Annotated in this window: 11 protein-coding genes, 1 tRNA gene and 2 pseudogenes; 11 read left to right on the top strand and 3 right to left on the bottom strand. The window is 68.1% G+C overall.

Annotated features, from left to right (window positions below; genetic code table 11):
* Positions 1-38: 38 nt before the first annotated feature.
* The 8 genes and pseudogenes from LMU33_RS33130 to LMU33_RS33100 form a co-directional block, all read left to right on the top strand.
* The gene (locus LMU33_RS33130) at positions 39-692 is read left to right on the top strand and encodes a rhomboid-like protein (protein ID WP_228624478.1); all 654 of its coding nucleotides are present in this window, start codon (positions 39-41) and stop codon (positions 690-692) included.
* Positions 693-702: 10 nt separating this feature from the next.
* Positions 703-2109: an NAD(P)/FAD-dependent oxidoreductase gene (locus LMU33_RS33125; RefSeq protein WP_228624477.1), complete on the top strand. Its 1407-nt coding sequence runs from the start codon at positions 703-705 to the stop codon at positions 2107-2109.
* 597 nt (positions 2110-2706) lie between these two features.
* Complete coding sequence (locus tag LMU33_RS33120) at positions 2707-3477, top strand: right-handed parallel beta-helix repeat-containing protein (protein ID WP_228624476.1); 771 nt, start codon at positions 2707-2709, stop codon at positions 3475-3477.
* A gap of 531 nt (positions 3478-4008) precedes the next feature.
* Positions 4009-4164: pseudogene (locus LMU33_RS42105) on the top strand (helix-turn-helix domain-containing protein); the annotation flags it as partial.
* A 3-nt stretch (positions 4165-4167) separates the two neighbouring features.
* Positions 4168-4794, top strand: coding sequence for a TRADD-N-associated membrane domain-containing protein (locus LMU33_RS33115; protein WP_249814567.1), 627 nt, complete (start codon positions 4168-4170; stop codon positions 4792-4794).
* A gap of 1635 nt (positions 4795-6429) precedes the next feature.
* On the top strand, positions 6430-6912 hold the full coding sequence (locus LMU33_RS33110; protein ID WP_228624475.1) for a hypothetical protein: 483 nt from the start codon (positions 6430-6432) through the stop codon (positions 6910-6912).
* A gap of 282 nt (positions 6913-7194) precedes the next feature.
* Positions 7195-7554: a PH domain-containing protein gene (locus LMU33_RS33105; RefSeq protein WP_228624474.1), complete on the top strand. Its 360-nt coding sequence runs from the start codon at positions 7195-7197 to the stop codon at positions 7552-7554.
* Between the two features lie 343 nt (positions 7555-7897).
* Positions 7898-8191 (top strand): annotated as a pseudogene (locus LMU33_RS33100) (tyrosine-type recombinase/integrase); the annotation flags it as partial.
* Positions 8192-8268: 77 nt separating this feature from the next.
* On the opposite strand, the gene LMU33_RS33095 reads toward LMU33_RS33100, so the two are convergent.
* Positions 8269-8342, bottom strand: a tRNA-Thr gene (locus tag LMU33_RS33095).
* Between the two features lie 214 nt (positions 8343-8556).
* Between LMU33_RS33095 and LMU33_RS33090 the strand changes: the two genes are divergently transcribed.
* The 3 genes from LMU33_RS33090 (at position 8557) to LMU33_RS33080 (ending at position 11237) form a co-directional block, all read left to right on the top strand.
* Positions 8557-9693, top strand: a complete 1137-nt coding sequence (locus LMU33_RS33090) for an ABC transporter ATP-binding protein (RefSeq protein ID WP_228624473.1) — start codon at positions 8557-8559, stop codon at positions 9691-9693.
* Between the two features lie 238 nt (positions 9694-9931).
* Positions 9932-10393, top strand: coding sequence for a hypothetical protein (locus tag LMU33_RS33085; RefSeq protein ID WP_228624472.1), 462 nt, complete (start codon positions 9932-9934; stop codon positions 10391-10393).
* Between the two features lie 112 nt (positions 10394-10505).
* Complete coding sequence (locus LMU33_RS33080; protein ID WP_228624471.1) at positions 10506-11237, top strand: nucleotidyltransferase family protein; 732 nt, start codon at positions 10506-10508, stop codon at positions 11235-11237.
* Positions 11238-11403: 166 nt separating this feature from the next.
* Here the strand turns inward: LMU33_RS33080 and LMU33_RS33075 are convergent, their stop codons facing one another.
* Both LMU33_RS33075 and rlmB read right to left on the bottom strand, forming a co-directional pair.
* Positions 11404-13095 (bottom strand): DoxX family membrane protein, encoded by a 1692-nt coding sequence (locus LMU33_RS33075; protein ID WP_228624470.1) that lies wholly within the window; start codon positions 13093-13095, stop codon positions 11404-11406.
* Between the two features lie 153 nt (positions 13096-13248).
* Positions 13249-14190: a 23S rRNA (guanosine(2251)-2'-O)-methyltransferase RlmB gene (rlmB, locus tag LMU33_RS33070; protein WP_228624469.1), complete on the bottom strand. Its 942-nt coding sequence runs from the start codon at positions 14188-14190 to the stop codon at positions 13249-13251.
* Positions 14191-14261: the final 71 nt, after the last annotated feature.

The following is a 14261-nucleotide window of genomic DNA, read 5'->3' as shown; positions in this document are numbered from 1 at the left end:
TCACGAACCGGACGATGCCGGCGTGCGTGAATCGGCTCATGCGAATCAACCGGGGCCTCGGCGGCGTATGGGCGTACATCCGCAGTGCTCCCGGCGCGTACGTGTGGCTGGCGGTCCTGTTCGTCACGACCGTCGCGCTGCACCAGATGTCGCCGGAGTTCGAGCAGCACTTCCTGCGGCAGCGGTCGACCAACATCCACGAACTGTCACACAACCCCGTACGGGTCCTCGTGGCCAGCGCGATGTGGATCGACAGCGGCCGCTGGCTCCCCTACGTGCTGCTGTACACCGTCTTCCACGCACCCGCCGAACGCTGGCTCGGCACGGCCCGCTGGTTCGCGGTGTGCGTCCTGGCCCACGTCCTGGCCACGCTCATCAGCGAGGGCGCCCTGCTGAAGGCCGTCCGCGACGGCATGGCCCCGTACTCCGCCCTCAACACCCTGGACATCGGCGTCAGTTACGCACTGGCCGGCGTCATCGGCGTCCTCACCTACCGCATCGCACCGCCCTGGCGCTATGCGTACCTCCTGGTCATCCTCGTCGTCTTCATCCTGCCCCTGGCCGAAGGACGCACCTTCACCGAACTGGGCCACTTCGTCTCCGTACTGATCGGACTGGCCTGCTACCCCCTGACCAGAGGCCGCGGAAAAGCATGGAATCCGAAGGAGACACTGGCCGCCCCCAGGGGTTAACGTCCCGGCCATGAGCAGCTCGGCAAGCAGTGTCGTCAACGGCGGGATCTCCTTCTGGTACGCGGACGACGGCCTCCCCGCGGTACGCGAGCCACTGCCCGGGGACGCGACCGCCGACGTCGCGATCATCGGCGGCGGCTACACCGGCCTGTGGACCGCGTACTACCTGAAGAAGGCGGCCCCCTTCCTCCGCATCACCGTCCTGGAACAGAAGTTCTGCGGCTACGGCGCCTCCGGCCGCAACGGCGGCTGGCTCTACAACGGCATCGCCGGCCGCGACCGGTACGCCCGGCTGCACGGCCACGAAGCCGCCGTACGCCTGCAGAAGGCGATGAACGACACCGTCGCCGAGGTGGTCGCGGTGGCCGAGGCCGAGGGCATCGACGCCGACATCCACACAGGCGGCGTCCTCGAAGTGGCCACCACCCCCGCCCAACTGGCCCGCCTGAAGGCCTTCCACGAGCACGAGCTGTCGTACGGCGAGAAGGACCGGGAACTGTACGGCGCCCGGCAGACCGCCGAACGCATCCGCATCGCCGACGCGGTCGGCTCCACCTGGACCCCGCACGGCGCCCGCCTGCACCCCGTCAAGCTGGTCAAGGGCCTCGCGGCGGCGGTGGAGGCCCTCGGCGTCACGATCCACGAGTCGACCCCGGTCACCGAGATCCGCCCCAAGCACGCCGTCACCCCCTACGGCACCGTCCGCGCCCCGTACATCCTGCGCTGCACCGAGGGCTTCACCGCGTCCCTGAAGGGCCAGCGGCGCACCTGGCTCCCCATGAACTCCTCCATGATCGCCACCGAGCCGCTGACCGAGGACCAGTGGGCGGCCATCGGCTGGGAGGGCCGCGAAGCCCTCGGCGACATGGCCCACGCCTACATGTACGCCCAGCGCACCGCCGACGGCCGCATCGCCCTCGGCGGCCGGGGCATCCCGTACCGCTTCGGATCGAGGACGGACAACGACGGCCGCACGCAGGAGGCGACCGTCGAAGCCCTCCGGGAGATCCTGACCCGCTTCTTCCCGGCCCTCGCCGGCGTCCGCGTGACACACGCCTGGTCGGGCGTCCTCGGCGTACCCCGCGACTGGTGCGCCACGGTGACCCTCGACCGCTCCACGGGCCTCGGCTGGGCCGGCGGCTACGTCGGCTCCGGCGTCGCCACCACCAACCTGGCCGCCCGCACCCTGAGCGACCTGGTCCGACAGGACTCCGGCCAGGGCGGCCGCACCGAGCTGACCGACCTGCCCTGGGTCAACCACAAGGTCCGCAAGTGGGAGCCCGAACCCTTCCGCTGGCTCGGCGTCCACGGCATGTACGCCACCTACCGCACCGCCGACCAGCGCGAACGCCTGCGCCCGGGAACGGAGTCCTCCCGCCTGGCGAAGGCGGCGGACCGCGTGGCGGGGCGGCACTGAAGGACCGACGCGACCGGGCCGACCCGAGGGAAACCCCAGGTCGGCCCGGTTGTCTGGAGCCCCCTGTCGGATTCGAACCGACGACCTTCGCTTTACAAGATCCTTCTGCCGGTCGCCAGGCCAGGAATAGGGCCGGCTTGCCCGACCCGCGAGGTACACAACAGTGCCCCCGGATACAGCGACGTCCACCGCTGTTGCCGTCAAGGACCGCCGTCAACGCGGAGCCGACCTCGTGGTGAGAACAGCCTGGCCAGGGACCGTCGGTGTCGGGTGGTGGCCGTCTCCGCTCCACCTGATTCCGGGCTCAACGCCTCGAAGGAGACCTGTCCACACCCGCCTCCGATCAGGGCCCCTCACGCGCCCTGCGTACCCGTAGGAAACGCCTGCACGCCGAGCGGCTGTGGGCCAGACCGGGCATTGCCCCCGCCCATCCGGGCGATGCGCGGGGCGCAACCACCGCGGCCACCACCGACCAGGGCATCCGTTGTTCTGGCCGTGGGTGCGCTCGCAGAAAGTCGGCGCACGAAAGCAGGGCCAGGGGGACAACGGACAGGCAGGGCCGATGGTCCTTCGCCAGGTACAGACAGGAGAAGGCACATGGTGATGCGGGCGGATCGGGCACTGTGGCGCTGGTGGGTAAGAGCGACGACGGTGATCGCAAGCGCGGGGGCAGTGGCGGTCGGTCTCCTCGGCACCAGTCCCGTCGCCGTTGCGCAGCCCACCATGGTGGACTGCGACGCCAACCCCGGCGCCCTGCAGCCCGCGCTCATCGCCGCCGCCCCAGGGGCGACGCTGCGGGTGCGGGGGACGTGCATCGGCAACTTCACCCTCGCCAAGACTGTGACCCTGGTCGGTCTCAGAAACGCGGTCCTCGACGGCAACCACGCCGGCACCACCGTCGACGTCCGCGCGGGCGTCCAAGCGACCCTGCGAAACCTGGTCATCACGGACGGTTCTGCCACCCTGGGCGGCGGCATCCTCAACGACGGCTCTCTGACACTGACCCGCTCCACGGTGCAGAACAACACCGCCTTTCGCGGCGGCGGCATCATCAGCACCGGCGGTTCCACATTGATGCTGACCAGCTCGGTGGTGCAGAACAACACCGCGACGGACGGTGGCGGCGGCATCTACAACAGCGGCATGGCGATTCTGGACCGCAGCACGGTGCAGAACAACAGCGCCCCTACCGGCGGCGGCATCTTCAATGACTCCGGCTCGCTGACGCTGACCGGCTCCACAGTGCAGAACAACACCGCGACCATCAGCGGTGGCGGCATCTTCAACTTCGCCGGCACCGTGACGCTGGTCCGTTCCACGGTGAGCGGCAACGTCCCCAACAACTGCACTGCCGTGTCCGGCTGCTGACCACGCCGAACGGGCGATGCCGTAGCCGACGCGAAACACCCCCGCCGATGATCTTCGGCGGGGGTGTATGCCCCGATAGGGCGGTGTGGCTGGGCCGGGGTCGAACCGGCGACACCACCCCGCACCTCCGCGGCGTAGCGCGCCAACCACATGGGCAGGCCTTGCCTGTCTGCGTCGGAAAGGTCAGCCACAAGGCCACCTGATCCGTAGGCGCGTGAACCACCATCGCCGACCGCTGGCCTGCTGGAGCTTGTTAGCTCACGCATCGAGGGCGGGTGTGCCAACGTACGCGTTCGTGCGCCGCTGTTGATGTCAACGGCTGATGTCAGGGCAGCTCATGTACTGCGGCTTCCACCGCCTGGCCGCAGTCGCGCCATACGCCAAGCTGTCCGCCAGTCGATGTCAACGGCTAGCCTGATGCCAGAAAGCTGACAGACCTCAGGCCCGCATGATCCACAGTGCCTTGCACAAGGGGGGACGCCCGTGCCAACCACACCGGATCCACCGGATAGGTCTTTGTTTGGTTCGGAGATGCGACGAATTCGAGATGAAAAGAATCTCCCTCTCAAGAGAGTCGCCACTGAGACCGGGTACACTGCGCATTACCTGAGCAGAGTAGAGCACGGTTTAAGGCTTCCGCCACTCGAAGCAGCGGTGAAATTAGACCAGTTTTTCGGGACCGGTCACCGCTTGCGTGACATCTGGGCGAAGACAGCATTCCAATCAAATTCCGGAATTGTAGTGACGGGCGACAATGCTGTCATCCAAGCTGGCAGCCTCGCCGTCGGCACCACCAATGCTGAAATACCTACCGGAGAAGAGAAACCCGCTCCACTCCCCGAGCAACGGCAAAAATTTCACCTCGAATACCTGAATCGCCTACTTACACACTCCACAGTGATGTTCTGGGTGAGCGTAGGGTTCATGATTCTTGGCGGCATTATCATCCTGACCAGCGGAGCCCTCATCGCTTTCCGGGACGGTGGCAGGGATGTAAAGTTGGTTACCGGCCTTTCGGGCGCTTTGATCACAACGGCAGGCGGGGTTCTGAACCGCCAGGCCCGACTGAAGGAAGATAGAGTCACCCAGGAGGCTGGAGTAATTGCAGCCAAGATCGATGAAGATGACCGTTTCGGGAAAGCAACGGCTCTAATAGAACGAGTCGACGACCCTAAGCTGAAGGATCAGCTTAAAACCACTGCGGCACTGACTCAGCTCGGCCTTAAACCCGATGCCAACGAAACGGCGAAGCGCTTGCTTCCCGGGCATAGAGTCCCCGAAGTGACTGACAGGCCAGACACGAACGACGACCAATAGCGGGCTACCTTTGAGAGACGGCTGCAAGCAGCCCAGGCAACTACGCCTCTGACGTCCACCCCCAGTCTGGATTGCCATTCTCGTCCAGCTTCATGGCCTCCAGCCCCAAGTACCGGGGCCCAGCACCCGTGACCGATCCGGCCGGCCGCTGGTACAGGGCACCTGAGCGCCGATGGGCGAGTTCACCCCGCTGGTTCAGTGGCCTCGCCCTCGTCGCTCAGACCTTGCCAGCGAGGTACACGAGGGGTTCCCGGGGTACGGCAAAGTGCGCGCTTGTTGCCGTCAACGACTGCCGTCAGTGCGTCGCCGTCCGTGGAGTGACCACACTCTGACGCCAGCGCCACACCACCACGGCCTTCGAGACCGACCAGCCGTCCCCAGACGGCTCAGAGACGGCCCCATCCGGCACGGCTGGCAGATTTACAGACCGTGCGGAGGACGACCCCCGAACTGCGGTTTCGAAAACGAAATCGACGGTCACTCCACGTCTGCCCCACCGGAAGGTGGCTACGAAAGGCCGTTCCACCGGCAGACCAGGGTCATCGCTACATCGCCCGCCAAGTCGTATCAGCGGGACCGCTCGCACAGCCATGAGCCCCCCCGGCCGAGCAGAGCAACGGGCCCCGGTGCTGGGCTAGTTACGCACCCTAGAAACGACAGTGCTTGGCCAGTGCGGTAAGACAATGCTGCACCTCGATGGGGACGTGAGTGAGGCGCGCCAAAAGCTCCAAGATTTCCGAGAGGATCACAGCTGCTCCTTCCGATTTGGCTGTAAATCGGAATAAAACATACCCCGTGAGGTGCGTTCATCCCGGCATGGATCGAGGCTCGTGAGCACGTGTCGAGACCGGCAAGCCGGTCATGCGCCTCCTGAGACCCCGGTACTACCGCAGCAACGAGACAGCCCGAGACAGTCCACTGATCACTCGGCGATACGACGAGAGCCCGGCGACCTGCCGTATTCGCAGGTCACCGGGACTCTCGTTACCGTGCGGGGCGCCAGGATTCGAACCCGGGAAGGCTGAGCCGACAGATTCACAGCGGGCTGGCTTCGATGCCGATGACCAGGCAAAAAGCGAAGTTGCGCTCTTCATGGGGGAGGTATGGGGGAAGAGCGCGACTCCCGCTCCTTCCCCAGACCCTGCTGGAGCACCCAGGACCAGGAGGGATCTCCCCCGCCGCGAGTGTCACTGTCACTCGCCCTGGGGTCCACGGTAGACGGCTCTTGCTGGGAGCCCCGGCGACTCGTGTGACGCTCCTACCGCCTCGACGACGCGAGACGCTCCACGCCCGACCAAAGCTGCCGCGATCGTCTCCATAACCTCCTGGCGTTCGCCGTCCGGCAGTTCCTAATCCCCGGTATGGCGTCAGTCTTCAGGAAGCGGCAACAACGGGGGCGATGTCTCGAATAGAGGACCCGCCACCATCTGTCAAGCCCCGAGATTCCGCGACGTGACAGAATTCGAACGCTGGGGCCTTAATTGAGACGTGGTTGACGCAGAGTAGATTGTCGCCCGCATCGTCCGAAATAATTCCGACTGCGCCATTTACCTGACATGCATCCCGGTGAAGTACCCGTGCATCGCCAGGGCCGTTCAACAACCCCTTAACGCTTCTCACTGGAGGAGAACTTCCATGATCCGCACCTCCCGTACGCAGCGCCTTACGATACTTGCCGCCTCAACCGCCTTGGCCGCTGGAGGCGCGCTGGTGCCCGCCAGTGCATTCGCCGCCCCGGCAACGTCGCACACCGCAACCATAACGTCAGCGACTCGCGGTCACCACGGCCACCGCAATGGTTCGAGCGAGAGCAACTCCCGCGCCAATACTCCCAACTGCGAGGCCACCGACCTCGGCTGCAACCCTGACCCCAACGGCCGCGACAACCAGCCACTGGAAACACCATCCCCGCATGACAACGGATCCAACAACTGCGAGGCCACCGACCTCGGCTGCAACCCTGACCCCAACGGCCGCGACAACCAGCCACCGGAAACACCATCCCCGCATGACAACGGATCCAACAACTGCGAGGCCACCGACCTCGGCTGCAACCCTGACCCCAACGGCCGCGACAACCAGCCACCGGAAATGCCAGCGGAAACGCCCCAGGCCTAATCTGGGACCAAACGCGGGGGTGGCACCGAGTGAGTGAGGGGTCCAGCAGTCACGCTTCCAGCCAGTTCGTCGAATTTCCACAGCGGGAAAACGCGGGCCTTTTCATGCGTTCGCATAGTCGTCTCCTGAAGTAATTGGAGCGACCGTTCCGCGTGCCGAGCCTGGAAGTGCAGTGTCATGACGCAATGCGACGGCCTCGGCCTACTTGAGACACGGGCTTACGCAGAGTATGCGGCTCACCCGCACCACCCCCATGCCCTTCTGCCACTGGAGGAGATTTCCATGCCTCACACATACCGGGACCGCTGGATCGAATGCACGCCCGAGGCCCTTCGGATCCGCGGCTACTACTTCCCCTGGGGGACGAAGCACATCCCCTACGCGACGATCCGCTCGGTCCGCCGCGTCACGATGAGCGTCCTCACAGGACGGGGGCGCATCTGGGGGACCGCGAACCCGCTTTACTGGACGAACCTGGATCCGCAACGGCCGGGAAAGAGCATCGGGCTCATCCTCGACATCGGCCGGGGCGTACGTCCGTTCATCACCCCGGACGATCCCGACGCCGTGGAGAGCGTGATCCGTAAGCACACGGGCCTCAGCGCGGCTGGCGAGGCCGACGAGCACGGCCCGATCCTGTGAGGACGGGAGAAGCAGACGGCCCGCCCCGCCCCGCGAGAAGGCCCCCATCGGCGAAGAAACCGCAGGAAGAGGGCTTGATGCAAGTAGGGAAATTTCTACCGCTCGTGCAGCGTCGGTTTTCAAGACCGGTCGTCAGCGACACCGAAAACCCGATCTGACCTGGTGTTATCCCCGCGTTCAGAGCCGCCGGGAGGGCTTGTTGGCAGGAGGTTGGCCTAAGCCTTGTGGCCTCACCCGTCGGGTTCGTCCAGCCACACGGCCAGCTGCTCATCGGTCTCCTCGTCGGTGAGGGTGACCGAGCGCCGGGCATGCTGCCGTACTCGCCGACCCAACGGGAGAACTTGAGGCGCGCGGTGTGTTCACCACTCGCAGCGGTCGGCCGATCGAGCCGCGGAACCTGTACCGGTCGTTCCTCCGGATCGCGGCCTCCGCCGACCTCCCGCAGATCCGCTTGCACGACACCCGCCACGGCTGCGCGTCGCTGTTGTTCGCGGCCGGGGTCGCGCCCCGAACCGTGATGGAGATCCTGGGCCACTCCCAGATCGCGGTGACGATGAACGTCTACACGCACGTGAGCGACGGCGACCGGCGAGAGGCCATGGGGCACATGGATCGCCTGCTCAGGCGGCGCCGGTAGAGGGAACTGCCGTCAAGAACTACCGTCAACGCCCTCACGATCATGGATCGTGAGGGCGTTGATGCAGGTAGAGCTAGAGCCCCCTGTCGGATTCGAACCGACGACCTTCGCTTTACAAGAGCGGCGCTCTGACCAGCTGAGCTAAGGAGGCGTGCACCTGGGTGCTCGTGCAGTGTACCCAGGTCCGCGACGGGTCCTGTCGAAAATTTCCGCGAAGTTCACAGTCGTCGAGGTACTGACAGACGGGTGAACGCCGGGTACCGTCCTGAGCCAGTTCGCGCAGTTCACTCGTGTGGACTACACCAACCACCTTCCTACAACGGATCGTCCGGCACGTTCCTGCCGGTAGAAGGGGGCCCATCACCATGGCCACTGTCACGTTCGACAAGGCGACCCGGATCTACCCGGGTTCCACCAAGCCCGCCGTCGACTCGCTCGACATCGCGATCGAGGACGGCGAGTTCCTCGTCCTGGTCGGCCCGTCGGGTTGCGGAAAGTCCACCTCGCTGCGGATGCTCGCGGGCCTGGAGGACGTCAACGCCGGCGCCATCCGCATCGGTGACCGCGACGTCACGCACCTGCCGCCCAAGGACCGGGACATCGCCATGGTGTTCCAGAACTACGCCCTCTACCCGCACATGACGGTCGCCGACAACATGGGCTTCGCGCTCAAGATCGCGGGCGTCAACAAGGCGGAGATCCGGCAGAAGGTCGAGGAGGCCGCGAAGATCCTCGACCTCACCGAGTACCTGGACCGCAAGCCGAAGGCGCTCTCCGGCGGTCAGCGCCAGCGTGTGGCCATGGGCCGCGCGATCGTGCGTGAGCCGCAGGTCTTCCTCATGGACGAGCCGCTGTCCAACCTGGACGCCAAGCTCCGTGTCTCGACCCGTACGCAGATCGCGTCGCTGCAGCGCCGGCTCGGCATCACCACCGTCTACGTCACCCACGACCAGGTCGAGGCCATGACGATGGGCGACCGGGTGGCCGTGCTCAAGGACGGCCTCCTGCAGCAGGTGGACTCGCCGCGGAACATGTACGACAAGCCCGCGAACCTCTTCGTCGCCGGTTTCATCGGCTCCCCGGCCATGAACCTGGTCGAGGTCCCGATCACCGACGGCGGCGTGAAGTTCGGCAACAGCGTCGTCCCGGTCAACCGGGAGGCGCTGAAGGCCGCCAGTGACCGGGGTGACCGCACGGTGACCGTGGGCGTCCGGCCCGAGCACTTCGACGTGGTCGAGCTGGGCGGCGGCGCGGCCGCCTCCCTGACGAAGGACAGCGCGGACGCCCCGGCCGGTCTCGCCGTCTCCGTGAACGTCGTCGAGGAGCTCGGTGCCGACGGCTACGTCTACGGCACCGCCGAGGTCGGCGACGAGGTCAAGGACCTGGTCGTGCGCGTCAACGGCCGCCAGGTCCCGGAGAAGGGCTCCACGCTGCACGTGGTGCCGCGGCCGGGCGAGATCCACGTGTTCTCGACGTCCACGGGTGAGCGTCTCTCCGACTGAACGCGTTCACGCCGACTGAGCTGCGCGTTTGCGCCGAGTTGACGAAAGGGGCCCCGCGGAGTGCCGCGGGGCCCCTTTCGTGTGGTTCGTACGCCTGGATATACCCCGGATATACCCCGGCACAGCAATCATTCCGGGCGGGTCGCGTCAACCCCTTACCCAGAAAGTGGCACCACTTCATCCCCCGAAGGGGTGACTAAATGTCGCCAAATCATTACCCCGCGCTACCCTCACACGCGTGAAGCACTCCACCAACCCTCAGACGCGACGCGGCCACCGGGGCGGCCCTGCCCGCCGGATCGGCCGCACTCTCGCCCTCGTCCTGCCCGTCGTCCTGGTGCTCTCCGGGACCCTCGCGGTGACCCGGGTCAACTGGACGGGAAGCCCCTCCAGCTCGGCGCTGGCCGCCTCGGACGTCTCCGCGGCGGAGGTCTCCGACAAGGCGGTCGCCCGCGCCCCGCAGGACGTGCTCCGGGACCAGCTGATGAGCGAGCTGCAGGACGAGAACCCCGGGGTCGTCCTCACCCACCTCCAGCAGGCCGTCAACGGACACCCCTCGCTGGCCCGGCACTGCTCCGCCATCGCCCGCGCGCTGGGCCAGGCCGCCGTGCGCATCTACGGCGCCCCACGCGCCCAGTCCTACGCCCGCCCGGTGTGCGACACGGCGTTCGCCTCGGGCGTGCTCGCCGCGCACAGCTGAACACCGGATGCGCCGGGACGTCGGTGACGGCTCCTGCGGGTTCCGGTCAATCACCCCAGAGGGGTTCCCAACCGTCGGCCGAGCCGAGCGGGGCGCCACGTACAGTGCGGTCATGACCCATCCCAACGCCGCGTCGCGCCCCACTCAAGCCGTGGTCCTGGCCGGTGGCCAGGGCTCCCGGCTGCGTCCCTACACCGACGACCGGCCCAAGCCGATGGTCGAGATCCCCGGCACGGGCACTCCGATCATCGGCCATCAACTGACCTGGCTCGCCGAGGAAGGCGTGACCGACGTGGTGGTCTCCTGCGGCCACCTCGCCGACGTCCTGCAGAAGTGGCTGGACTCCGCCGACCTGCCCGTCTCCGTCACCACCGTCGTGGAGACCGAGCCCCTCGGCCGTGGCGGCGGCCTCAAGTACGCCGCCGCGCACCTTCCCCGCCCCGACCGGCCCTGGTACGCCACCAACGGCGACATCTGGACCCGCTTCTCCCTGCGGGACATGGCCGACTTCCACACCGAGCGGGACGCCCTCGCGACCCTGGCTCTGGCCCGGCCGCGGATCCCCTGGGGCGCGGTGAAGACCGACGGGTTCGGTCACATCACCGACTTCATCGAGGCCCCGCCGTCCACGTTCGAGATCAACGCCGGCGTGTACGTCTTCTCGCCCGAATTCGCCGAGCTGCTGCCCGAGCGGGGCGATCACGAGCGGACGACGTTCCCCGGGCTGGCCCGGGAGCGGAAGCTCGCCGGGTTCCCCATTCCGCAGGGGGCCTACTGGCGGGCCATCGACACGGCGAAGGACCTGACGGAAGCGGCCAGGGAACTGGCGGCCCTGGGGCGGTAAACCTCCTCGTACCGCACAGGTCGGCCTCACCGCACCGGTCAGCCTCACCGCACCGGTCTCCCCGCATCGCACCGGTCTCCCCGCATCGCATCAGCAAGCTCCCGTACCTCATGCCGAAAGGGCCCCGTACCTCCACCGGTACGGGGCCCTCTCGTCTTTCGTGCCGTCAGCCCAGCAGGCCGCCCACCAGGCCCGTCTGGCCGGAGGACGAGGAGCCGCCGGAGCCGGACGTGCCGCCCGACGTGCCGCCGGAGCCGGACGAGCCGCCGGAACTGGTCGGGCCGGCCGTCGTGCTCGGGGCGCCGCCCGTCGGGGAGGACTGGCGGGGCGGGGTCTGGCCCGTGGTGCCCTGGGTCTGGCTGGGGGTCGTGGTCGTACCGCCGGCGCTGCGGGTGGCGCCCGGGGTCGTCGCCGCGCCGGAGGGGCTCGCTCCGGCCGTGGCGCCGCCCGTGGGCGAGGTGGAGGCCGCCGGGGTCTTCCTGTGCTGTTGGCCGGGCTCCTGGGGGACCGAGGAGCCGGGGAGGTTGTTGCGGGGGGCCTCGCCCGGTCCGGGGACGATGACGCGGCTGGAGTCGCGTACGGCACCGCCGAGCAGGGAGCCGACGAGCAGGGTGAGGCCGACGGTGACGATCGTGATCAGGGCGCCGCGGCGCAGGACGTAGCGGCGCAGGTCCCAGATGTCGGCGCGGGGGCCGAGGCGGCGCCAGGCGCCGCCGGCGAGGCGGCCGTCCACGGAGTAGACGGGGGCACCGGCGATGATCAGCGGGGACCAGGCGGCCATGTAGATGATGTCGGGGGCGTCGTAGGCGGGGACCGTCTTCCAGCTGACGGTCACGATGAGGGCGGCGGACAGCAGGGCGCCCAGCACCGCGGCGACGCGCTGCCAGCAGCCGAGGATGGTCAGGACGCCGACGACCACCTGGAGGAAGGCGATGACCAGCCCGGAGCCGACGGGGTGGTGCAGGGCGAACTGGCGCAGCGGCTCGGCGACGGCCCAGGGGTGCAGGGTGTTGAGCCACTTGACCATCGAGCCGCGCTTGCCGCCGTCGAAGTAGACGGGGTCGCACAGCTTGCCCATGCCGGCGTAGATGGAGATGAAGCCCAGGAAGATGCGGAGCGGGAGCAGGACCACGCCCAGGTTCATCCGGCGGCCGGGGAAGTAGGCGTGCCGGGCCGGGTCGTCTCCCTGCCGGCGGGCGGGGCGCGGGGCGTCGGGGTCGGAGGGGTCGGCGTACTCGTCGTAGCCGTCGTGGTCGTCGTAGCCGTCGTGGTCGTCGTACGACTCGAAGCCGGTGTCGGGGTAGGGGGGTTCGTCGTAGGCGCCGCCGGCCGTGCGCATGTGCGGCAGGAGGCGGGTGCCGTCGGGGGCCGTGCGCTGGTGGCCCACAACCGGGCTCTCGACCGTCTGGCCGAGGTCGTCGTAGGCGTCGGCGTAGTCGGTGCCGACGCGTGGGATGACCTGGGTGGCGCCGGGCTCGGGCTCTTCGGCGTGGCGGACGCTGCTGCCCCGCACGGCCTGGAGGAGGCGGTGGGCGCCGGTGTCGTCGGGGGCGGACTTGCCGCTCCACACGACGGGGCGGCGGCGGCCGGCGGCGACGCCCGGCCGGCCCGCCGTGCCCACGACGGGCATCCGGGCGGTGTCCTGGGCGGCGCTCAGATGCCGGGCGATCCGCGGGGATTGGGTGCGCTTCGCCGACGCGCCCAGCTGCACGCGGAAGCTGGCGTGATTGACGATGACCTGCGCCGGATCGCTCGGCACCTTCACCATGCTCAGCGCGGGAGCCTCGTCGGACCCGGACTGGAATCCCGACGAGCGTCCCCCCGTGGGTGTGCGGGGTGTTCTGGTGTCCACACTCATCTAACCGAGCGACGTGGAGTTAGGACACTGCTTGGAACGGGCGGATGTGTCCGGACCCCGTCAAAGCGGCGCCGAACGCCATATGGACGCCAGAATTACCCCGCAAGGGTGAAATTCCGGACGGGTGTTCAGTCCCGTCGGCATGGCGCCGCGTCAGCTGCGCCTGCGCGCCGCCTCGTACAGGACGATCCCCGCCGCGACACCCGCGTTCAGCGACTCCGCGCCACCGGGCATCGGGATGCGGACGCGGAAGTCACAGGTTTCGCCGACCAGGCGGGACAGGCCCTTGCCCTCGCTGCCGACGACGATGACGACCGGGCCGTCCAGCGCCTGAAGGTCGCCCAGTTCGACCTCGCCGTCCGCCGCCAGGCCCACGACCGTGATACCGGCCTTCTTGTACGCCTCCAGGGCGCGGGTGAGGTTGGTGGCGCGGGCGACCGGGGTGCGGGCGGCCGCACCGGCGGAGGTCTTCCAGGCGCCGGCGGTCATACCCGCCGAGCGGCGCTCGGGCACGACCACGCCGTGGCCGCCGAAGGCGGAGACGGAGCGGACGACCGCGCCGAGGTTGCGCGGGTCGGTGACGCCGTCCAGGGCGACGATCAGCGGGTCCTCGGACTCGTCGTAGGCGGCTTCGGCGAGGTCCTCGGGGTGCGCGTACTCGTACGGCGGGACCTGCAGGACCAGGCCCTGGTGGTTGAGGCCGTTCGTCATGCGGTCCAGCTCGGGACGCGGGGCCTCCATCAGGTTGATGCCGCCGCGCTCGGCGGCGAGCTGGAGGGCCTCGCGGACGCGCTCGTCGTTGTCGATGAACTGCTGGACGTAGAGCGTGGAGGCGGGGACGCCCTCACGGAGCGCCTCGACCACCGGGTTGCGGCCCACGACGAACTCGGAGGCCGACTTGCCGCCGCCCCTGCGCTGCTGCGGGCGGCCCTGGGTGCGGCGGACCTTGGCCGCGGCGGCGCGCTGCTTCGCGTGGCCCTTGCGCATCTCGGCGGGCGGGGTCGGACCCTTGCCCTCCAGGCCCCGGCGCCGCTGGCCGCCGCTGCCGACCTGCGCGCCCTTCTTGCCGGACATGCGGCGGTTGTTCGCGGCCATGACCTACCTGTTCTCTTCGAAAAAGTGTGTGTACGTCTATGCAGTGTGCCGCCCGGGCCCCCGGGCGGCAC

It is taken from the genome of Streptomyces barringtoniae (assembly GCF_020819595.1).
Classification (GTDB): Bacteria; Actinomycetota; Actinomycetes; order Streptomycetales; family Streptomycetaceae; genus Streptomyces; species Streptomyces barringtoniae.
The sequence above is the reverse complement of the archived record's forward strand: the minus strand, read 5'-3'. Positions and strand labels throughout refer to the sequence as shown.